Source organism: Undibacterium sp. RuRC25W, assembly GCF_049339825.1.
Lineage (GTDB): Bacteria > Pseudomonadota > Gammaproteobacteria > Burkholderiales > Burkholderiaceae_D > Undibacterium.
Genome location: NZ_JBMPPD010000029.1, coordinates 39422 through 61637, shown reverse-complemented (window position 1 = coordinate 61637; position 22216 = coordinate 39422). Strand labels below are relative to the sequence as shown.

Below are 22216 nucleotides of genomic sequence, written 5' to 3'. Positions count from 1 at the left end.
TACACAACAGGAGATTGATCACGCCATGAAAAGACTGAATAATCGACCAAGAAAAAGATTAGGATACCTTACACCCAATCAGGTATTCTTCAAAAATACGCTTGCACTTCAAAATTGAACTCGCGCTTTAATTTAAACGATCAAATTCTACTAATTCGCGGCGGATGAAACATCAAAATTACCGAATTTGATTGAACACTCCTGACTTAGACAATCGAATAACCAATCTTATCTACCCGTAAGTATTTTACCGAATGGCCGCTTGAACCCACAGCGGACATGAACCGTTAAACCGTGTCGCGCGACGCTAAGAGTGTCCGAACGAGCACATTGTTAGGCGCTGGCGGGTGCAGCTTGAATTGAATATTTTTCTCTCCGAGGCAGACCAATGAAGTTTTCTCATGAACTTCAACAATCCATCTAAGATTCACACGTGTGTAAAGCGTACTTGTATTCAATTCAAGCCACACCTGCGCTGGGAGACAGATCATTGACTATACTTTCAATCCAACGTAATACACCGATCGTACTCTATGGTCATATTTCGAACACCCAGACAGAGCCAACAACCGCTGAACCTTGCTGTCATAGATACCGCCATCAGGCGCTAGAATCCTACAGTCACCGTTCACAAACTTGGCAGTGCTATCAGAATCAATTTCCCGAAGTCGATTATTCAACCGAGTCACTGATTCAGTCAACCTTTCCAACTTACCTGGGTCATGATTATCGGCCAAAACTAGCTCATCAGCATGTTTCAACACTGCCCTAGCAGCGATGAAGTGATGCTGGGTTTTAGTGTATGACTCAAGCATTCGATAATCCATTGGTATCCGATTTATTTGTCCATAAACATCAATCCACGGATAGGAAACAAAACCCATCTTCCTGTGCTGTGCGGTTTTAAGTTCAGTCCACCTAGACTCACTGTCGGTTACGACGACCGAACCTGTGACCTGAGCTACAAACAAAGACATTTCATAATTTGGCGCCATGCTGAATTGCATGAACTGACCGCCGCTACCTGGCTGTATTGGTTGGAGCATGGTCAACGGAGTTGCTTCGGCGTTCGCTTCTAACGTATCAATCACCTGAGCAGCCACATCCTCAGACATACCAAAATCATTAACCAACGAACGAATCTTGACACCTCTAGGCATCATATGAGTTGAGTTCAGATAGTCCTCGATCGTCAGTTTTTTTACAGTCTCTATGTCTCGTTGACTATCAACAGTTCCTCGTCGAGATGTAGCCATGTCCATCATGGCTTTCATTAAATTCAGATCGAAATTACTCGGATCAGGAATTAAGTTAATAAGTCCGTAACCGATGTACGGCTCTAACTTCAACATCAACAGGATGTCTTTTAGAGCTTGGTACTTGTACTTGGCTGGCGATTTGGTTGGACTAAATTCAGACTTAATGTTGTTGGGATTGACTATTGGGCTTTCGATAAGAAACTCATCAAATAGCGAAGCCATCGGTAACGCGTGCAATCCGATAACTCGAACATCGAGCGCGCCAGTGTACAGAGCCCTGAATCTGCCATCCGACTTTGGCAACAATGAATAGATGTCGGTTTCACGAGGCCATATAGTGGAATAGAATCCATAGATTCTGGCAATCTGCTCATCAGTAATTTCCCGCCTAACGTCTAGCCAAGTTTTGCCCGCGTCAAGTCCTAAAATTCCCTTGATTGCACGGCAGAATGCCAAATTTCGTTCACGTATACTGAGTTCCGTCCAACTGGTTCGTAATTCTTTAGGCAGGTCTTTGCAGCAATGCTTGTACTTGCGGTTACTACCACACCCACAGGTATCGTTTCTACCCAGTTTTGATTCGTTAGTTTCTTTCTTCAAGTGTTCATTTTGAAGAGTGGTACGACCAAAGGCATCTTGGTAATGAGTGCTTCCATCTTCATAACCAGCAAACATTTCCCCGCCGAAATGGCATATCTCATCAGAAGGTGGTATTAGCACATGACGCAACTCAGTCCAATCGCAATTCAGCTTATTTTCAGGGTAAAGCCAGCTCTCTTTTCCAGCTGCAATTGCGTCATTGGCTCTGGACTTGATGATGTAATTTATCTTGGTAACCTCATCGGCTGTCAGTTTTCGCTTATTGATGAAGTTAATGGTATTGACCATTGACCGCCGCATTTTTGTTGGGTTTGTTCGTTGTTCTAGCGGGTTCACAACATTTGGATCTTTTGCGTACTCAAGGTTAGTCAATATCAAGCATCGATTTTTGTTTAGTGGGAATATAGTCTGAGATCCCTTTAAAGCAATGTCAGGATCATTTGGGTAGGCACAAAATTCTGAATCTGGTGGGCAGGCGTAGTTGTAGATAGTTACAGGATGGTCAGATACAATGAATTTAACTTCAGAATCTTCAGCTGATAATAGTTCACGAACACCTTCAGCCCATAGCGTGCAGTGCATGGTTCTCAATGCCTGCATCTCAATCATTAGTTGAATCTGACTTAATTCGGGGTACTTAGACTTAACCCAGTCCAAGCCTTTAGGTGTTCGTAACTTTTGCGCATCTAGGTAGGTGAAGAAGTCTTGAAAATTATGGTGCCATTGAGCCTGATCGTCAGTTAGAAACGCCTTAACTGAATCAGCACCATTACCATCAATAAGACCAAACAACTTCCTCTCGATATCGTCATTGACTATCGTTCCGAAAAATGTCGAGTACAGGTCTTTCTCGTAGAAGCATTGTGCTGAGGTGAACCAATTTTTGCCGTAGGTGACTTTGATCGAGCCGTCTTTTAGCTTGATCTCACGGCGCTTAAGATGACACAATTTATTATCAATTTCATGAACGAACCCGTTTTGATGCCATTGCGGTACGAAATGGTTATTTCTTGTCTTACTCATTGTGCATTCGGTATCCATTTACAGGGAATTATTGAATTAGTTTAGATCGGAACATTAGGATTGCACAAATTTGCCAAAACTGACGAATTTTTATCTGAATAGGATAAGTACTTGCAAGGGCGCGCACTTTCGCATCGCGTGTAACCTCAGTATTTAACCTTTAGCCCAGCCAATTTCAAGAATAACGAAACCTAAAGCGTTAACAGCTAATTCTGCATCTTCTTCCGTGACCGCACGAAGCTGCATTTTTTCTAATTCATTATCCTTGACTTGTTGACGCGCACCGAATATTGACCGGGAGGGGGTGCGGATAAAAACTTGGACTACTTGGAGGTAGTTCATGTATTCATACGAAGACCGCATTCGTGCGGTTAGACTCTACGTCAAAATTGAGTGCACGCCAACAGAACAAGGTTTCGTTCGGTAGCGCAGTCAGCAGCGATGTCACCTCTGAATTGAATAATGGCATGGCTCGTCCCTCGTTCGTCAATTAAGTCATTTTTCACGGATTCGTGCCATTTCATCTCTGATGTTGGCGTCACACCAAAATACTCTACAGCGAGGTTACGATAAATCAAGAGCTCAATTGTGCTCGTATTCAGATGCAAAAATGCCCAAGCCTGAAATTCCAGGTTTGGGCATTTTTTATAGGATTTTTAGTTTACGACTTTAATAACCAGATTGCGACTTTAATAGCCAGTTTACGACTTTAATTGTCGGGAACAGTCGGTATTCGTACGTTAAAACCTTACTCCACCGTCACACTCTTCGCCAAGTTACGAGGCTTATCAACGTCAGTACCACGTGCTAACGCTGTGTGATACGCGAGTAGCTGCAAGGGGATGACGTGCAGAAGAGCGGACAGTTGACCGTAGTGTTCTGGCAAACGGATCACGTGCACGCCTTCGCTGGACGTGATGTGAGAATCGGCGTCGGCGAAGACGAATAACTCACCACCGCGGGCGCGGACTTCTTGCATGTTGGATTTGAGTTTTTCGATCAGGGCATCGTTTGGTGCAACGGTGACCACTGGCATTTCTTTGGTCACTAAGGCTAATGGGCCGTGTTTCAATTCACCTGCTGGATAGGCTTCGGCGTGGATGTATGAAATTTCTTTGAGTTTTAATGCGCCCTCTAGGGCGATTGGGTAATGTAATCCACGGCCGAGGAATAAGGCATTTTCTTTGTTGGCGAATTCATCTGCCCACGCAATAATTTGCGGCTCCAGTGCCAACACTGCGCTGATCGCGACAGGCAAATGACGCATGGATTTGATGTGGGTTGCTTCTTCTTCTTCGGACAAACGACCTTTGCTTTGTGCCAGTGCCAGAGTCAGTAAGAATAAAGCGGCCAATTGTGTTGTGAATGCTTTGGTCGATGCCACGCCAACTTCGACACCCGCGCGGGTGATGTACGACAACGCGCATTCACGCACCATGGCGCTCGTGGAGACGTTACAGATGGTGAGCGTGTGATGCATACCTAGGCTGCGTGCGTGTTTGAGTGCAGCGAGGGTATCAGCGGTCTCACCACTCTGAGAGATGGTGACGACCAAGCTGTTTGGATTGGGCACACTATCGCGGTAGCGGTATTCACTGGCGATTTCTACATTGACGGGGATTTTTGCAATCGATTCAAGCCAGTATTTAGCAGTCAGACCTGCGTAATAGCTGGTACCGCAAGCCAAAATCAGTACTGAATCAATTTGTTTGAAAATGCCGTACGCATTATCACCAAACAACTCTGGCATGATGCCAGTGACGCCTTCTAAGGTGTCGCTGATGGCGCGTGGCTGCTCAAAGATTTCTTTTTGCATGTAGTGACGGTAAGGGCCTAGTTCGGCCGCACCGCTATGCGCATGCACTGTACGAACTTCACGGTCCACTGATTTGCCGTTCACATCGACGATCCAGACGCGTTGCAATTGCAAATCCACGACGTCACCGTCTTCCAGATACGTGATCTGGTCTGTCACGCCGGCTAAGGCCATCGCATCAGAGGCAATGAAGTTCTCGCCTTTGCCAATACCAACGATCAAAGGAGAACCATGGCGCGCGCCAACGACGCGGTGCGGCTCATCACGGCAGAAGACAGCGATGGCGTAAGCACCAGTGAGGCGCTTGACAGCGAGTTTGACGGTTTCAAATAAATCACCTTGGTACATATGATCGACCAGATGGGCGATCACTTCGGTATCTGTCTGACTTTCAAACACATAACCAAGTGCTGTTAATTCTGCGCGTAATTCTTCGTGGTTTTCAATAATGCCGTTGTGGACCAGTGCGATACGATCGCGTGAGAAGTGTGGGTGCGCGTTAGCAGAAGATGGAACACCATGGGTTGCCCAACGGGTGTGTGCAATACCTGTAAAGCCTGCTAAGCCTGTTTGCTCAATTTGAGCCTGCAACTCTGCCACGCGTGAGGTGCTGCGAGAGCGTTGTAACTGGCCATTGACATGCAAGGCCACGCCACAAGAGTCATAGCCACGGTATTCAAGTCGCTTTAAACCTTCAAGCAAAATAGGAGTGATGTTACGTTGAGCAACTGCCGCGACGATACCGCACATAATGACCTCACAAAGAAAAATAATATGACGTCATGCTAATCGAGTTTGAATGACGATTTATTTCAAATTTTTATTGATTTTGAAATAAATCATCGATACGATTAAAGACAGGTGTTATATTTCATTTTTAATTCTATTTTGAAATTTTATGTCAAAAATATTGATATTAGATGAGCTGGACAAACGAATTTTGTTGCAAATACAACAAAATTCTGCCTTAACTAATCACGAACTGGCAGCGCGGGTGCATGCGTCTCCTCCGACCAGTCTGCGGCGGGTAAAACGATTGGTGGATGAGGGGGTGATTTTGCGTCAGGTTGCGCTGTTGGCACCCGACAAGCTGGGACCAAGTCTGACTGCCATCGTTGAGATCACGCTGGATATGCAAACTAGTGAAAAAATGCAGGCATTTGAGGAGTTGGTCGCCCATGAAGGCGCGGTGCAGCAGTGCTACCGTGTATCACCGGGCCCTGATTTTGTGTTGGTCATTCAAGTCGCAGATATGCCCGCTTATCATGCACTTGCACATCGCTTATTTGCGACGCAGAGCAACATCCGTAACGTGCGGAGTTTTTTTTCAATGCATCGCAGTAAATTTGAGACGCAAATTGCGCTCTGATGCATTGACTCACAGCGGCCGAACGCCCTCTTGCAGGAGTTCTTCGCGATAGTAGCGGCGGAAGCCTTTCCAGACCAGACCTTTGCTCTCAATATAAAGAAAAATTTCTTGTAGGGCATGCCGATCTTCTATGCTTAAGGCTTTTTTGGAAAAATAAACACCGCTCTCCCCCCACGGCATTTCTGCCAGCGTTTCGTAACGCAAATGGTTAACCATGTCCTCGACGCGTTGATCAGTTTGTGATGTGCCAGCCAGAATTGTCGGCCCCATCAGCGCGTAATCGACACTACCCAGTTTTAACAACCGCGCCACAGACAACGGATCGGTATCCACCACCAGCCGTCCCTGCTTTTGTAATTCAGTGATCAGTTCCAAATAGCGCTCGCCATAATCAAAGCCGCGTACAACAGCGACTTTAGATTTTGGTTGTGATAACAGATCCTGCATCGTCTTGACGGCTGGCAGCGTTGTTTGTATTGACATCAACACAGCACGATTACGAATCAATGGAATGAACATTCCATATTGATCACGATGAGGCGTACGCGTTGCGGGGATCATGAGATCGGCTTCTCCCGTTTCAAACATCAACTCCAGACGTGCCCGCGGTACTAGGGTAATAAGAAAAACACAGCCCTTTTTAGCGGCAACTGAGCGTAATATTTCCGGATAAATACCGCTAATGATCTCGCCTTGATCAATCACACTCAGTCCAGTCGCTGCCACAGGCACATTCATCGGCCGCGAACAACGCGCCAAGGCAGATAACGACACGCCTGCTAACAGCAAAACAAGCAAGCCTTTTAAAGATCTGAACGATTGAAGGTTAGACATACTGAAGCTCAAGGGATGTGCGTCAGAAATAGTCTACCTGAAACATTCACTTTTAAAACAAAAAGTAGTAGGCAGGAGCGAAAAATAGGATGGAAATACAATGTGAAGTTATCTTGGGCGAGAGCCGAGGTTAAACGCGTCTGATTGATAATAATTTTTGAAAAGTTTCCATACAGCACCAGACTTCGTAAAAGCGGTAAATAAAGTCTTAAGACTTTGCTGATCTTGTTCATTCAATGTTGTCTGAGAAAGATAAACACCACTATCAAGCCAAGGCAATTCAGGCAGCACTTCATAGTGTAACTTGTCTTCTATATCGCGTATTCGAGCGTCCATCTGCACTTCACCAATCAAGATGTAAGGGGCAATGATGGTGTAATCGGCCGCACCCGCTTTTAACATCCGGGCAACCGACCCTGGATCCGCTTCATAAATCAGGCGGTCTTGCTTGGTAAGCTCTTGCATCAAATTCATATAAATTTCGCCATAGTCATAACCACGGACCACAACCACCTTCGACGTTTTTCTGTCGATCAACTCTTGGATATTGGCAACTAAAGGCAAATCCGTTCGCATCGACACTAACGTTGCCCTCGTGTAGAGGAGTGGAATAAAAATGCCAAATGCATCGCGCCGAGAGGTTTTGATGGCGGGGAGTAGCAAGTCAGTTTGGCCGTGTTGAAACATCAATTCCTGACGTGTGCGAGGCACCATCGAAAAATCAAATACGCACCCATCCTTGGCAGGGACAGAGGATAGCAAAGTTGGATAGACACCCGAGAGACCATTTTCCGAGGCAATAGCGGTCAAGCCCGTCGGCGAAAAGGTGACGTTGATCTTGCGAGTACACTTTGCATAAACTGCAGACATGATGCAATTGCAAAAGAAAATGATTAAGAAACAGCAACAATAACGAATCACTATGTGCGCCATTTAAAAAATCCAGGAACTGTGTCGGTTAATCTTTTAGGATAGAACATAAATATTCTTTTTACAAAAAATAATCATGCGGCGAACACCGTATTGCTCAATGCTGATCAGAATAATCGGATAACGCGGTTGCTGAGATGATATTGATTGCGCGGTATTTCAGTGCAATCACTCTTTGCTGCGACAAAAATTTCAATTCTTTTGATAACGTCTGACGACTCATTCCTAACATCATTGCCAGCGATTCCTGTGACACAGGAACGCAATTGTGCGAAGCGGATGTGTGCATCGTGTTACTGCCTGCAAGCAATAACAGGCGACGTGCAACACGTGCCCTTGGCGAACGCAAATGCGCATCTTCGACAATGCCATAGAGCAATCTAATTCTGTACGCCAACATGTGAGCAATCGCCGTTGCAAACACGGGATCTCGCATCAGTGCTGAAAAACAAAGTGGCGTCACAAGCAGCAGTTCAACGATGCCCACCGCAGTTGCATCATGCGTTCGGGGCTGGCCATCAATGAGCGAGATTTCACCAAACCAGGTACTCGGCTCAAGGATTGTCAGTATTCCTTCGCGGCCATCTTCACTTAGCGTCGACATTTTTATATTGCCTTTGAGTAAGGCATAAAAACCGCTGGGAGCATCTCCGCGCCTGAACAACATTTCACCTGCAACGAGGTGCACACTGGTTGCGTTAAGCAGCAATGCTTGACGCAATTCGGGTGACAACGCCGCAAACCAGCTATCCTCAGACAATGCTGATAAGTGAGACACAAAAGGAGTTTTATTTGGTAACACTGTGAATGACATTTTGTTACCATTCATTTGAAGAAATATTCTTTAAATCAATTGTAGAATATTTGACAGTTTGCTGCCCTGAATCACTGTATGGTTGTGTCAACATAAACCAACACTGTACGAGCCAGCCCTGAAAAACTCAATATCGTCTGCGTTTTTTTCGACATTGAAGTACAAACATGTTTTCAAGGAAGGTGTTACGTCGGTGTAATAATTCAACAGGAGTGAGACAAATGCATCATCGTAGTGATTTCGTCCGCATGGAAGACAGTAAAAAAGAAGACTGGCAAATTATCGGCGGCGAGTTCGTGCAATTCGCCCAAAAATTGCCTGAACGCATTATCCGCCATTTACAATTATTGGAAGGCGACTACGGCGGTTTTCCGATTGATCGCTATACCCATTCCCTTCAAACAGCAACGCGCGCATTACGCGATGGCAGAGATGAAGAATATGTTTGCTGCGCACTCTTGCATGATATCGGTGATACGCTGGGCAGCTATAACCATCCGGACATCGCCGCGGCCATCCTCAAGCCGTTTGTCAGCGAAGACAATGTATGGATGGTGCAGCATCATGGGATTTTCCAGGGGCATTATTTTTTTCATCACCTTGGTATGGACAGAGATATGCGTGAGCAATTCCGTGGTCACCCCCACTTTGAGAAGACAGCAGAATTCTGCGCTTTGTATGACAACCCCTCCTTTGATCCGCATGCAGAGACTTTTCCGATAATTGAATTTGAACCGATGCTACAACGTTTATTCGCCCGCCCTAAAAATACGATCTATCGGGCGGCATTAAGCGAGAAGAACTAAAAAAATACAGCATGACAGCGGTTACGCATTTTATTTATTCTGACACCGCGACGACGCTACGGTAGTTTTGTATACATCTTATAAAAAATAATTGGAGACATCATGTTAATACCCTCATTAAAAGACCAAGTCAGTCCTGAAGAATGGCAATTGCGTGTCGATCTCGCAGCCTGTTACCGCTTAGTTGCGCTGTATGGTTGGAGCGATCTGGTATTCACCCACATCAGTGTGCGCATCCCTGGTCCAGAGCATCATTTTCTAATTAATCCATACGGGCTGATGTTCGATGAAATCACCGCCTCATCGCTGATTAAAGTCGACCAGCAATGCCATAAGGTGATTGACTCGCCATTTCCGGTCAATCCGGCCGGCTTTGTCATCCACAGTGCCGTCCACGCAGCGCGTGACGATGTGCAATGCGTACTGCATACACATACGCGCGCTGGTGTGGCGGTCAGTGCACAGGAATGTGGAATTTTGCCGATTTCACAACAATCTACATTTGTATTGGCTTCACTCGCGTATCATGATTATGAAGGCGTGGCGTTTCGCGAAGATGAAAAACCACGCTTGCAGACAGATATGGGGCGCGCCAATTTTTTAATACTGCGTAACCATGGCTTGCTGACAGCAGGTAAATCCATTGCGGATGCATTTTTGTCGATGTACACCTTCGAGTCAACGTGCCAGATTCAGCTTGCAGCTCAAGCCGGTGGTGCACTGACACAGATCAATCCACAGATCGTCAAAGGTGTTTCCGAAGCGATGCGCGTGCAAACCGGCGGCCTTGGTGGTGCGTTTGTCTGGCCATCCCTTATTCGTAAACTCAACCGTATTGACGAAAGCTACGCATTATGACGAAACGACATCGCGTCATTGTTATTACCGGTGCCTCTGACGGCATTGGTGCTGAAATGGCGCGGCAACTTGCCCATAAATATAAAGGTGACTTGGGAATCGTGCTGGCGGCACGCAACGAAGAAGCGCTGCATGAGGTCGCCAGTGATTGCAAACTGTTTGGCAGTGTATGTCTGGTAGTAAAAACGGACGTTGGTTCCGAACCGGATTGTCGGCGTCTGATACGCGCCACGATTGAAGCGTTCGGTAGTATTGACTGTCTCATCAATAACGCTGGCAAATCGGCGCAAGCCTTATTTAGCGACGTAGAAGACCTAGGCTGGTACCAGGAACTGATGCGGATTAATTTCTGGGGCAGTGTTTGGTGTACCCATGCTGCGCTGCCCTATTTGAAAGAAACCCGTGGCAATATCGTCGCAGTGTCATCTCTGGCGGGCTTAATCGGTGTGCCCGGACGCACTGCTTACAGCGCCAGCAAATTCGCGATGAATGGCTTCTTTGAAAGTCTGCGCAGCGAAATCAGTGATACTGGTGTACACATCACGCTCGCCTACCCTGGTGTGGTTGCAACACGGATTCGCTATCACGGCTACAACGCCGCAGGTGATGCCGCAGGTCAGAGTGGACTCAAAGAAGACAATGCGATGTCCGTGACAGAATGCGCACGGCTGATCATCGACGGCATGGAAAGCAATAAACGCGAAGTGGTGATGACAAGCAAAGGCAAACTAGCACGCCTGCTCAAACTGCTAGCGCCTAGTCTGGTCGAAAAAATGGCAATGTCTGCATTGAAAAAAGAGGTTCGTCCGCAATAATTTCTTATCGCGGTCAACGAACCCTTTTTGTACAGATCAGCCAGTGAAGATCCACTGAAATAAGAAAAAACTCAGCAATCCAGCCGCGATGGTGAGTAACTGCCGCCTGCCTAATAAACATACGACAACCGCGACCAGCGATGCCAGCAATTGTGGATTATGTAGATTGAGTTCAAGATTTTCTCCATGGGGCGCGAGAATCATGGGCGTGATAATGGCGGTCAATACCGTCACCGGCACAAAACTCAGTGCCTGATTTAACCACGCCGGAAAACTCAGACGGTCACCTAGAATAAAAAAGATCGCTTTAATGAGCACGGTAATGACCGCCATGCCAAGAATGAGCAGGGTATAGTTCATACGCTCTCCTTGTTGCTCAACATCTGACGCGACAAGACCATCCCTACCGTCACCCCCACAAATACCGCTGTCAACAAACCCAGTTTGTAGGGCAGATCACGCAATAAAAAGGCAAAGCTACCCGCTGCCACCGCTGCCGCCAAGTAAGGCAGCTTATGCAGTTGCGGCACAATAATGGCAATAAACGTCGCCACCATCGCGTAATCAAGCCCCATATTTTGTAGCCCCGGAAACAGAGTGCCAAATAATAAGCCAATCAACGTCCAACATTGCCAATTACTGTACATCGCCAGTCCAGAACCCAAAAAATACCAATGCGCATACCGTCGTTCAGTAGCACTGAGGGGCTGTTGATGATGCCCTGCCACCACGGCAAAGGTTTCGTCAGTCAGTAAAAACCCCAGCAGCCAGCGCCAGCGTGCCGACAAATGTGCCACATGCGGCAAGAGCGTCGCCGCATACAGCATGTGTCGTAGGTTAACGATAAACGTGGTAAGCCAAATCACCAGCATGCCAGTATGACTGGCAACAAGCCCCGCCGCAATAAACTGACTCGACCCCGCGTACACAGACAAGGACATCAACTGCCCATGCCAAGGCATCATCGTACTGGTGGAAACCAGCGCCCCAAAAATCATCCCAAACGGCGCCGCACCCACCAACATCGGAATCGTATCTCTGGCACCTTTCACCAAATTGGACAGCTTGAGCGCGCGAGCAGACAGCGGCGTCTCGTTGTTAATAGTCATGAAGTCTCCTTTGGGGGAGAAGTATACATGGCGTTACGAGGGGTGCTAGATATATCAAAGACGAGTACGACTTCTTGCGGAAGATAACGAGTACAAGCAAAACCAAGCTATCATTTTTCATGATACCCCTATTTTAATTCCATATTTTCCCAAACCCACTTTCTGCCCTACACTGTGAACACAGCAGATTTCAAAGGAAGTCGAAGAAGCGCTGCAGCGAAATTTCGGAAAGCTTCTTTTGATGTCTCTTTGATTCGGCCAAAACAGATACCGATGTTCTTATTGCATGACACCCGACAATCGGCGTCGCGTTTATTTGGGTAAGCGCGCCGCCAATTGCACAGAGAGGCAATAAGCTAGCGTCTTGCTATCGAATTTTGTGCCGAATTCGAATAAAATGGCTGCCATCTCAGCCAACGCAACGAGAGCCTATACCCGATACCTCGCTATAGGTTACGAGCAGACTTGTGTCTTACCGGATGCAACGCATGTTCTTTGCGATCTAAATTACCCATTTTGGAGCCACACATGTCATCCGACACCCAACTGGAGTCTGCTGGACTCACGTCCGCGTCTTCCTCTGCGCAAGAACAAACATCGAGCGCAAACGCCACTACCACCCCTCAGTTACACGATGTCAGTCTCGACGATAAATATACGTCGAACAAGGGCATCATCTTTTTATCCGGCATTCAGGCATTAGTGCGCTTGCCGATGATACAACGACAACGTGATCTCGCTGCGGGCCTCAATACTGCCGGATTTATTTCTGGCTATCGTGGCTCGCCCTTGGGTGGTCTCGACGAGACATTGTGGAAAACCAAAAAATTACTCGAACAAAACCATGTGCAATTTGTACCGGGCGTCAATGAAGACTTAGCCGCCACGGCAGTCTGGGGCACGCAAACGGTCGATCTGATCGGTCCTGCCAAATACGATGGTGTGTATGCCATGTGGTACGGCAAAGGTCCTGGCGTGGACCGTAGTGCTGACGTGTTTAAGCACATGAACCACGCTGGCACCTCCAAGCATGGTGGTGTGTTGTTAGTCGCCGGAGACGATCACGGCGCGTACTCGTCAACCTTGCCGCATCAATCGGATCATATTTTTTCTGCTTGTATGATCCCAATGCTATACCCTGCCAACGTGCAGGAATATCTGGATCTGGGCTTGCACGCGTGGGCGATGTCCCGTTTTTCTGGTTGCGCAGTTGGCTTTAAAGCGCTGGCCGATACGGTTGAATCAACGTCGTCTGTCGATGCGGACCCATTCCGTCTCAAGATCACGATCCCTGAAGATTTTGTGATGCCAGAAGGCGGCCTGAACACCCGCTTGTCCTTGGATACGCTTGGCATTCAGGCGCGTAAGCAAGAAGCGCTGATGCAGGATTACAAAATCTACGCCGCGCTCGCCTATGCCCGCGCCAACAAACTCAATCACGTCACGATTGACAGTCCCCACGCCAAACTGGGGATTGTTGCCTCTGGTAAATCGTACTTAGACGTATTAGAAGCCTTAGAGGAACTCGGTATCGATGAGAAATTTGCGGCTGACATCGGCATTCGTTTATTTAAAGTGTCGATGCCATGGCCATTAGAGCCGGATGGCGTACGTGAATTTGCGCAAGGTCTGGATGAAATTCTGGTCATCGAAGAAAAGCGCCAGATGGTCGAATACCAGCTCAAAGAACAACTGTACAACTGGCGTGACGACGTGCGTCCACGCGTGATTGGTAAGTTCGATGAAAAAGGCGAATGGGTCCATCCGCGCGGAGAATGGCTGCTGACTTCAAAGGCCGATTTCTCGGTTGCGCAGATTGCCCGCGTCATTTCTTCACGGATTGCACGTTTCCATACCAGCGATCTGATCAAAGCGCGTCTGGCGTTTCTGGAAGCCAAAGATGTGGTGCTGACCAAGCAAGTCAACACACCAGCGCGTCCGGCTTACTATTGCTCCGGTTGCCCGCATAATACCTCCACCAAAGTACCTGAAGGTAGTTTGGCGCTGGCAGGGATTGGTTGTCACGTGATGGCGACAGCGATTTATCCTGAATTTAATAAGCTCACCACCCACATGGGCGGTGAAGGTGCGCCATGGATTGGTCAGGCCGCCTTTTCTACCTTGCCGCATGTGTTCCAAAATCTTGGCGATGGGACTTACTTCCATTCGGGTTATCTGGCGATCCGAGCGGCGGTTGCAGCCAAGGTCAATATTACCTATAAGATTTTGTATAACGATGCCGTTGCGATGACGGGTGGTCAACCTGTCGATGGCACGATCAGTGTCCCGATGATGGCGCAACAAATGGCCGCCGAAGGCGTCAAGCGTATCGCCTTGGTGACGGAAGATTTGTCCCGCTACACCGACCGCTCGCAATTGCCAGCTTCGGTGACGTTGCATGATCGTAAAGACATGGATGCGGTCCAGCGTGAATTGCGCGAATTACCAGGCTGTAGCGTCTTAATTTACGATCAGACCTGCGCCGCAGAAAAACGTCGCCGTCGCAAAAAAGGCGAATTCCCTGACCCTAACCAACGCATGTTCATCAACGACGCCGTTTGTGAAGGTTGTGGCGATTGTGGCGTGCAATCGAATTGCACTTCCATCATGCCGCTGGAAACGGAATTTGGTCGCAAGCGCACAATTGACCAATCGTCATGCAATAAAGATTATTCATGCGTCAAAGGTTTCTGCCCAAGTTTTGTGACCGTAGAAGGCGGTAAATTACGTAAATCAAAAACTGGCACAGCAAAAACCGATGACTTTGGCACCTTGCCTGCACCGGTATTACCAACCTGTGCAACGTCCTACAATATCCTCATCAACGGCATTGGTGGCACGGGTGTCATCACGGTCGGTGCCTTACTGGGTATGGCAGCCCACCTTGAAGGCAAAGGCGCCTCCGTGCTGGATATGACTGGGATGTCGCAAAAGAATGGCTCAGTGACATCGCATATCCGTATCGTCAATGACCGCAACAAACTGCGCGCACAACGAATTGCCACGGGTGAAGCTGACCTGATTTTAGGCTGCGATATTCTGACTGCTGGCGCCCATGATGCGATTTCAAAAATGCGTGCAGGCCGTACCCGCGCTGTCATCAATACCAACGAACAACCAACCGGCCCGTTTGCTAAAAATCCGGACTGGCAATTCCCATTAGAATCTACCGAGCATTTAATTTCTGAATCCGTTGACGGTAACGCTGATTTCATCAACGCGACCAAAATTGCAACGGCATTGATGGGCGATTCGATCGCCACCAACCTATTTATGCTTGGTTTTGCCTTCCAAAAAGGTGCAATTCCTTTGTCTGAAACAGCGCTGTTACGGGCAATCGAGCTCAATGGTGTGGCGATTGAATCAAACAAAAAAGCCTTCTTATGGGGACGTCGTGCGGCGGTGGATCTGCCACGCGTCGAAAAAATTGCAATGCCAACGCAGACCGTCGTTGTACAGATGCCACAGAATCTCGATACCGTCATCAAGCGCCGTATCGACTATCTGACTGCTTATCAACACGCGGCATATGCTGAGCAATATCGCGCATTGGTTACCCATGTCCGCAATACGGAAACGGCGCTAGGGCTCGGTAATAGGCTGACCACCGCAGTGGCCAAGTACTACTTCAAATTGATGGCCTATAAAGACGAATACGAAGTCGCACGGTTGTACACAGATGGCCAGTTCACCGACAAACTTAAGCAACAGTTTGAAGGCGATTTCAGTCTGAAATTCAATATTGCCCCACCTTTATTCTCCAAAAAAGATGCAGAAGGGCATTTAATCAAGGCGCAATATGGCTCATGGATGTGGCGTGCGTTTGGCATCCTCGCCAAATTAAAAGGCTTACGCGGTACTAAGCTCGATCTCTTTGGTTACACCGAAGAGCGCAAAGCAGAACGTGCCATGATTGCTGATTATCGTGCTGCGATCGAGCAACTGTTGTCAAATTTAACATCTGACACTCTCGAGACAGCGATTGCTGTGGCGAACTTGCCTGAAAAAGTTCGCGGATTTGGCCACGTCAAAGAAAAGGCAATGCAAGCGTACCAGCTCGAAAAAGCCAGTCTGCTAAACCAGCCAGCAAAGCGCGCTGCGGCATAAAACGCAACGACCAGCGCTTACTCCTAGGGAAAGAGCGCTGGTCGATAGCAAAAAAATATCAATTTACCAAGTCCAATAAGAAAGCCACTCTTGAGCCATTTTTGCCTTAAGAACCGCATGAATAATGGACTTGGCATTTCTAACTGTTTCTCAATATTCGTATTGACGTTTACGTTAACGTCATATAAGTTAGCGGCAAACAAACTGATCAATTCGTTAGCAATAACCACCCCGATAAGCATATGTAAGCGTATGCTTATCCAAAAAAAATAGACTGTTGAGGATGACATGACCGACCTGTCCGTAGCCCAAAATCTGACCGAATACAAACCTGCGAATAAGGTGCGTTTCGTTACCGCCGCTTCACTATTCGATGGCCATGACGCCTCGATCAACATCATGCGCCGCATTTTGATGGCCAATGGTGCTGAAGTGATCCATCTCGGACACAACCGTTCGGTAGAAGAAATCGTGACCGCCGCTCTGCAAGAAGATGCGCAAGGGATTGCCATTTCCAGCTATCAGGGTGGTCACGTTGAATACTTCAAATACATGATCGACCTGCTAAAACAACGTGGCGGCGCGCATATTAAAGTGTTTGGCGGCGGCGGTGGTGTGATCGTGCCAGAAGAAATCGCGGATCTGCATGCGTATGGCGTGACCCGCATTTTTAGTCCGGAAGATGGTCAGCGCATGGGCCTAGTCGGCATGATTCTGTCGATGATCCAGGCGTGCGACGTCGATCTCTCCAGCTACGCACCAACCAGTCTAAGTGTGTTGCAAGAAGGCGATATCGCTAAAAAACATCGCCCTTTAGCCCAACTGATCACCGCCCTCGAAAACGATAAAGTCGCGCCTGAATTACGCGCCGACATTATCAAAGCCGCAGAACAAATCACCATCCCTGCCTTCGGCATCACTGGTACGGGCGGTGCCGGTAAGTCTTCTCTGACCGATGAACTGATCCGCCGCATCCGTCTGGATCAGGATGACAATCTGAACATCGCGTTGATCTCGATTGATCCATCACGTCGTAAATCGGGCGGTGCGTTGCTGGGTGACCGGATTCGGATGAATGCGATCAATCCATGGAAAGGTAACGTCAAAGTCTTCATGCGCTCGCTGGCAACGCGTGAAGCGGGTTCGGAAATTTCTCAGGCGTTACCCGACGTCATTGCCGCCTGCAAAGTCGCGGGCTTTGATCTGGTGATTGTAGAAACCTCCGGTATTGGTCAGGGCGATGCTGCAATTGTGCCGCACGTTGATGTCTCAATGTACGTGATGACCCCAGAATTTGGTGCCGCATCGCAATTAGAAAAAATCGACATGCTCGATTTTGCTGACTTTGTGGCGATCAACAAGTTTGACCGCAAAGGCGCGCAAGATGCGTTGCGTGACGTCGCTAAACAGTATCAGCGTAACCGCGAACTGTGGACCAAGAAGCCAGACGATATGCCCGTCTATGGGACACAAGCGTCACGCTTTAATGATGATGGCGTGACGGCGTTGTATCAGGGCTTGTTACCAGTGCTGACTGCGCATGGTCTGAAAACCACCACCAGCAAACTGGCCGCAATCAACGTAAAATTCTCTAGTGCGAAGAATGTTATTGTGCCGCCAGCACGCAGCCGATATCTGGCGGAAATTGCCGATACTGTGCGCAATTATCACAAGCAAGCCGGCAAACAAGTATCGCTGGCACGTGAGCGTCAACAACTGCAAGAAACAAAACGTATGCTGGGCAACGCCGGCAAAGCGCACGATGCTTTCGGTGCCCTTGATGAGCTAATTTCTGAGCGCGACAATCATCTGAACGCCGAATCCAAAAAGCTCATCACCATGTGGCCGGATATGCAGGCCGCATATGCCGGTGATGAATATGTCGTCAAAATTCGTGACAAAGAAATTCGCACCCGTCTGACGCAACAAACCTTATCCGGCACTACCATTCGTAAAGTCGCTCTGCCGCGTTTTGTCGATCATGGCGAAATTCTGCGCTGGTTATTGCTGGAAAACGTGCCTGGTTCTTACCCATTCACCGCTGGCGTATTTGCATTTAAACGCGAAGGTGAAGACCCAACACGGATGTTTGCTGGTGAAGGCGACCCGTTCCGTACTAACCGCCGCTTCAAGCTGGTATCTCAGGGTATGGATGCGAAGCGTCTGTCGACAGCGTTTGACTCCGTGACCTTGTATGGTGCTGATCCAGCCATCCGTCCGGACATCTACGGTAAAGTCGGTAACTCTGGCGTCTCCGTGGCTACACTGGAAGACATGAAAGTCTTGTACGATGGTTTCGATCTGTGTGATCCTGCGACCTCTGTTTCCATGACGATCAATGGTCCCGCACCAACGATTTTGGCGTTCTTCATGAACACCGCGATTGATCAGCAGATGAACAAATTCCGCGCTGACAACAAACGTGAGCCAACTGCCGATGAAGCCGCAAAAATCCGTGCGTGGGTGTTAATGAATGTGCGTGGTACCGTGCAGGCTGATATTCTGAAAGAAGATCAGGGTCAGAACACCTGTATCTTCTCGACAGAATTCTCACTCAAAGTGATGGGTGATATTCAGGAATACTTTGTCCATCATCAGGTACGTAACTTCTACTCGGTATCCATCTCTGGCTACCATATCGCAGAAGCGGGCGCGAACCCGATTTCACAACTTGCGTTCACTCTGTCCAACGGCTTTACCTTCGTCGAAGCCTACCTTGCACGTGGTATGCACATCGACGATTTTGCAGCGAACTTGTCGTTCTTCTTCAGTAACGGTATGGATCCTGAATACACCGTTCTGGGCCGCGTTGCACGTCGTATCTGGGCAATTGCCATGCGCGATAAATACGGCGCGAATGATCGTAGTCAGAAATTGAAATACCATATCCAGACCTCTGGGCGTTCATTGCATGCACAAGAAATCGACTTCAACGATATCCGCACGACCTTGCAAGCGTTGATCGCGATTTACGATAACTGCAACAGTCTGCACACTAATGCGTACGATGAAGCGATCACGACTCCCACCGATGAATCCGTTCGCCGCGCGTTAGCGATTCAGCTCATCATCAACCGCGAATGGGGTTTGGCGAAAAACGAAAATCCGATCCAGGGCAGCTTCATCATTGAAGAATTAACGGATTTGGTCGAAGAAGCCGTGATGCAGGAATTTGAACGTATCGCTGAACGCGGTGGCGTATTGGGCGCAATGGAAACTGGCTATCAACGCGGTAAAATCCAAGAAGAGTCGATGCACTACGAGCACCTCAAGCACGACGGTACCTTGCCTATTATCGGTGTCAACACTTTCCGTAATCCGAAGGCAGGCGATGCACCACAAAAAATCGAACTGGCCCGGTCCACCGAGGAAGAAAAGCAATCGCAATTAACGCGCTTAGCTGACTTCCATCAACGCCACGCCGACGTCGCACCGCAAGCACTGGCCGCATTACAGCAAGCGGCTATCAACAATGAAAACGTGTTCGCCAAACTGATGGATGCCGCCCGCGTCTGCTCGCTCGGCCAGATCACCACCGCCTTGTTTGAAGTCGGCGGGCAATATCGTCGTAATATGTAATGGATGGGCGGGGACTCCCCCGCCTCACTTTCTACAACGACTTTCACTCCACGACGTGCAATCCAACAAATTAACCAAAATATAACTACTGCCCCCACCTGAATGTTCATAACAACGCTGAACATCGTCGCAAGATGTCGACTGACGACCACAAAACAATAAATCAATGCACCAAGCCATGATGCATGTTATCTTCCCCTCGAGATATTTCAGGAGAACATGTTGTATTCGATGTGGATGGTCGTTGCCGGCTTTTGCTTCGCCTTAATGGGCGTATTAATCAAACATGTGTCTGATACATTGGCGGTGCCTGATGTTTTATTTTACCGGTCACTGATTAATTTAATCATGATCGTTTTTCTGATGCGTCAGAAAGGCGTTGCGTTTTCAACCTCAGTACCGTTGTTGCATGTGCGTCGCGCCATGACGGGTAATCTGTCGTTGATTTGCATGTTCTTCTCGATTGCGCATCTTCCTATCGCAACCGCAACCACGCTCAATTATACGAATCCGATCTTCCTCGCGCTACTATCCATTTTTCTGTTCAAAGAAAAACCAACCTGGCTGGTGTATGTCGCTATCTTTATTGGATTTATTGGCATCGTCACCATACTGCATCCCTCCTTCTCACCAAATCAATATTTAGGTGGCCTTGCAGGTTTGACCAGTGGCCTACTAACGGCACTGGCGTATTACAGTGTTGGTGTACTGGTGCAGAATGGTGAATCGGAATTACGTGTCGTCTTTTATTTTTCCCTCACTGGCGTCGTCATGAGTCTATTGTGGCTCATGGGTACGGGCTTTTCTCATGTTGATCCGAGTAATTTCCCGACGATTATCGGCTTTGGTACACTAGGCTCTCTGGGGCAGTTGTGCATGACGCGTGCTTATGGGCGAGGGAAAGCACTGACAACGAGTGCATTGTCGTACACCACGGTTATTTTTTCTGCCTTGTTATCGTGGTTAATGTTGAAAGATACCCTACCTGGCAGCACCATACTTGGAATCGCTTTGATCATCATTGGTGGTGTGTTGAGTATGCTGTTTAACTCGGACAGACGTAAAGTCTCGTAGTGCTGGATAAATAGGTACCTTATCTACAGCATTCAAAAAGTGATCAAACTACTGTTTAGTAAACCTCCTAAACTACCACCGTTTCTCTCCTCTTGATTGACCCATTATTCCTATCACTGTATAAATACTAGCTAGAGAAAGGTGTCATCATTTGTCATTTGACACCTTAAGTTGACTGTTTAGTTAAGCATTGCGGAGAACATCGTATGACGGTCAGTATTAGGGACATCGCCCGTCAGACTGGCCTGTCGGTCGGCACCGTATCGCGTGCACTCAAGAATCAAGATGGGCTCACAGAAACCACGCGGGTCAGAGTCAGCAAAGTTGCTCATGCCATGGGTTATGATTTTTCTCGCCTAAAACAAGGCAAGATACGGCGCGTCGTGTTTCTGTTGCATCGCCAACATGAAGGCGAATCAGCCAGTCTATTTTTTTCTCCCGTGTTGCAAGGTGCTGAAACCGCCTGCCGTCAGGCGGGTGTTGCTTTATCACTGATCACCAGCGGCCCGACTGAACCACTTCTGGAACAAATTCGTCTGCATCAAGCGGATGCCATTATCTGTGCGGGTTATGTTGAACCTGAAGTTCTGACTGCACTACGCCACACCAATAAGCCCATGGTCTTGCTCGATGCAAGGCAAGCTGGTTTTCATTCAGTTTGTCCTGATCATCGTCTGGGTGGATTATTGGCAACGCGTCATTTGATTCAGAATGGTCGCAAGCGGATTGCGATGATCAGCGGTTCGCTCGCGCATTTTAGTATTGCAGAACGGGCACGCGGCTTTAGGCAGGCATTATTTGATAACAAAATGTTGGCAGATCCAGCCTTAGAAATTAATCTCGACGATGTTCATGATCTGCATGCAAGCATCGCTCGCGCAATGGATTATCTGATCCACTTACCGCAACCACCCGATGCGGTATTTTGCTACAACGACAGCACGGCACTTGAGGTAGTGAAATACTGTCATCAGCGCGGTATAAAGATCCCTTCGCAACTTGCCATCATTGGTTTTGATGATATCCAAGCTGCAGCGCAGTCGATACCGCCGTTAAGCAGCATCCGAATCGACAAACACGCCTTGGGAGCGACAGGTATCGGGATGTTGCTTCATCAAGCACCAGCAACCGATTCACCGTTGCTATCGACAAATGAAACCATCCAGCCAGTCACGCTGATCATGCGCGAAAGCACTTGCGACGATTAATTTTTTTATCTACCG

Annotated in this window: 16 protein-coding genes and 1 pseudogene; 9 read left to right on the top strand and 8 right to left on the bottom strand. The window is 48.0% G+C overall.

Annotated features, from left to right (window positions below; translation table 11 throughout):
- Nucleotides 1-118: pseudogene (locus tag ACO0KV_RS13715) on the top strand (IS30 family transposase); the annotation flags it as partial.
- A gap of 376 nt (nt 119-494) precedes the next feature.
- Here ACO0KV_RS13715 and ACO0KV_RS13710 read toward each other — a convergent pair.
- The 3 genes from ACO0KV_RS13710 to glmS all read right to left on the bottom strand — a co-directional run bounded on the left by ACO0KV_RS13710 (nt 495) and on the right by glmS (nt 5448).
- A complete protein-coding gene (locus ACO0KV_RS13710; RefSeq protein ID WP_423043098.1) occupies nt 495-2882 on the bottom strand; it encodes a DUF4238 domain-containing protein in 2388 nt (795 codons plus the stop codon).
- 153 nt (nt 2883-3035) lie between these two features.
- Nucleotides 3036-3224 (bottom strand): hypothetical protein, encoded by a 189-nt coding sequence (locus ACO0KV_RS13705; RefSeq protein ID WP_423043097.1) that lies wholly within the window; start codon nt 3222-3224, stop codon nt 3036-3038.
- Between the two features lie 406 nt (nt 3225-3630).
- On the bottom strand, nt 3631-5448 hold the full coding sequence (gene glmS / locus ACO0KV_RS13700) for a glutamine--fructose-6-phosphate transaminase (isomerizing) (protein ID WP_423043096.1): 1818 nt from the start codon (nt 5446-5448) through the stop codon (nt 3631-3633).
- 148 nt (nt 5449-5596) lie between these two features.
- On the opposite strand from glmS, the gene ACO0KV_RS13695 reads away from it, so the two are divergent.
- On the top strand, nt 5597-6067 hold the full coding sequence (locus tag ACO0KV_RS13695; protein ID WP_423043095.1) for an Lrp/AsnC family transcriptional regulator: 471 nt from the start codon (nt 5597-5599) through the stop codon (nt 6065-6067).
- Nucleotides 6068-6076: 9 nt separating this feature from the next.
- Here ACO0KV_RS13695 and ACO0KV_RS13690 read toward each other — a convergent pair whose 3' ends face one another.
- From ACO0KV_RS13690 to ACO0KV_RS13680, 3 genes are all read right to left on the bottom strand, one after another.
- Nucleotides 6077-6901, bottom strand: coding sequence for a substrate-binding periplasmic protein (locus ACO0KV_RS13690; RefSeq protein WP_423043094.1), 825 nt, complete (start codon nt 6899-6901; stop codon nt 6077-6079).
- A 108-nt stretch (nt 6902-7009) separates the two neighbouring features.
- Nucleotides 7010-7771, bottom strand: coding sequence for a hypothetical protein (locus ACO0KV_RS13685; protein WP_423043093.1), 762 nt, complete (start codon nt 7769-7771; stop codon nt 7010-7012).
- Between the two features lie 157 nt (nt 7772-7928).
- Entirely contained in the window at nt 7929-8645 is a 717-nt protein-coding gene (locus ACO0KV_RS13680; protein ID WP_423043092.1) for a Crp/Fnr family transcriptional regulator, read from the bottom strand.
- Nucleotides 8646-8866: 221 nt separating this feature from the next.
- Here ACO0KV_RS13680 and ACO0KV_RS13675 point away from each other — a divergent pair, with 221 nt between their 5' ends.
- The 3 genes from ACO0KV_RS13675 to ACO0KV_RS13665 all read left to right on the top strand — a co-directional run bounded on the left by ACO0KV_RS13675 (nt 8867) and on the right by ACO0KV_RS13665 (nt 11124).
- Nucleotides 8867-9451: an HD domain-containing protein gene (locus ACO0KV_RS13675; protein ID WP_423043091.1), complete on the top strand. Its 585-nt coding sequence runs from the start codon at nt 8867-8869 to the stop codon at nt 9449-9451.
- Between the two features lie 102 nt (nt 9452-9553).
- Nucleotides 9554-10309 carry a class II aldolase/adducin family protein gene (locus tag ACO0KV_RS13670; protein ID WP_423043090.1) on the top strand — a complete coding sequence of 252 codons (756 nt, stop codon included), beginning with the start codon at nt 9554-9556 and terminating at the stop codon, nt 10307-10309.
- Nucleotides 10306-11124 (top strand): SDR family oxidoreductase, encoded by an 819-nt coding sequence (locus ACO0KV_RS13665; RefSeq protein WP_423043089.1) that lies wholly within the window; start codon nt 10306-10308, stop codon nt 11122-11124. Before ACO0KV_RS13670 ends, ACO0KV_RS13665 begins: the two co-directional genes overlap by 4 nt.
- A 36-nt stretch (nt 11125-11160) precedes the next feature.
- Here the strand turns inward: ACO0KV_RS13665 and ACO0KV_RS13660 are convergent, their stop codons facing one another.
- Both ACO0KV_RS13660 and ACO0KV_RS13655 read right to left on the bottom strand, forming a co-directional pair.
- On the bottom strand, nt 11161-11484 hold the full coding sequence (locus ACO0KV_RS13660) for an AzlD domain-containing protein (RefSeq protein ID WP_423043088.1): 324 nt from the start codon (nt 11482-11484) through the stop codon (nt 11161-11163).
- Entirely contained in the window at nt 11481-12233 is a 753-nt protein-coding gene (locus ACO0KV_RS13655; protein ID WP_423043087.1) for an AzlC family ABC transporter permease, read from the bottom strand. Before ACO0KV_RS13655 ends, ACO0KV_RS13660 begins: the two co-directional genes overlap by 4 nt.
- A 528-nt stretch (nt 12234-12761) precedes the next feature.
- Here ACO0KV_RS13655 and ACO0KV_RS13650 point away from each other — a divergent pair.
- From ACO0KV_RS13650 to ACO0KV_RS13635, 4 genes are all read left to right on the top strand, one after another.
- Nucleotides 12762-16340 carry an indolepyruvate ferredoxin oxidoreductase family protein gene (locus ACO0KV_RS13650; RefSeq protein WP_423043086.1) on the top strand — a complete coding sequence of 1193 codons (3579 nt, stop codon included), beginning with the start codon at nt 12762-12764 and terminating at the stop codon, nt 16338-16340.
- Between the two features lie 288 nt (nt 16341-16628).
- The gene (gene icmF, locus ACO0KV_RS13645) at nt 16629-19919 is read left to right on the top strand and encodes a fused isobutyryl-CoA mutase/GTPase IcmF (RefSeq protein ID WP_423043085.1); all 3291 of its coding nucleotides are present in this window, start codon (nt 16629-16631) and stop codon (nt 19917-19919) included.
- Nucleotides 19920-20138: 219 nt separating this feature from the next.
- Nucleotides 20139-20993 carry a DMT family transporter gene (locus tag ACO0KV_RS13640; protein WP_423043084.1) on the top strand — a complete coding sequence of 285 codons (855 nt, stop codon included), beginning with the start codon at nt 20139-20141 and terminating at the stop codon, nt 20991-20993.
- A gap of 206 nt (nt 20994-21199) precedes the next feature.
- Entirely contained in the window at nt 21200-22201 is a 1002-nt protein-coding gene (locus ACO0KV_RS13635; protein WP_423043083.1) for a LacI family DNA-binding transcriptional regulator, read from the top strand.
- Nucleotides 22202-22216: the final 15 nt, after the last annotated feature.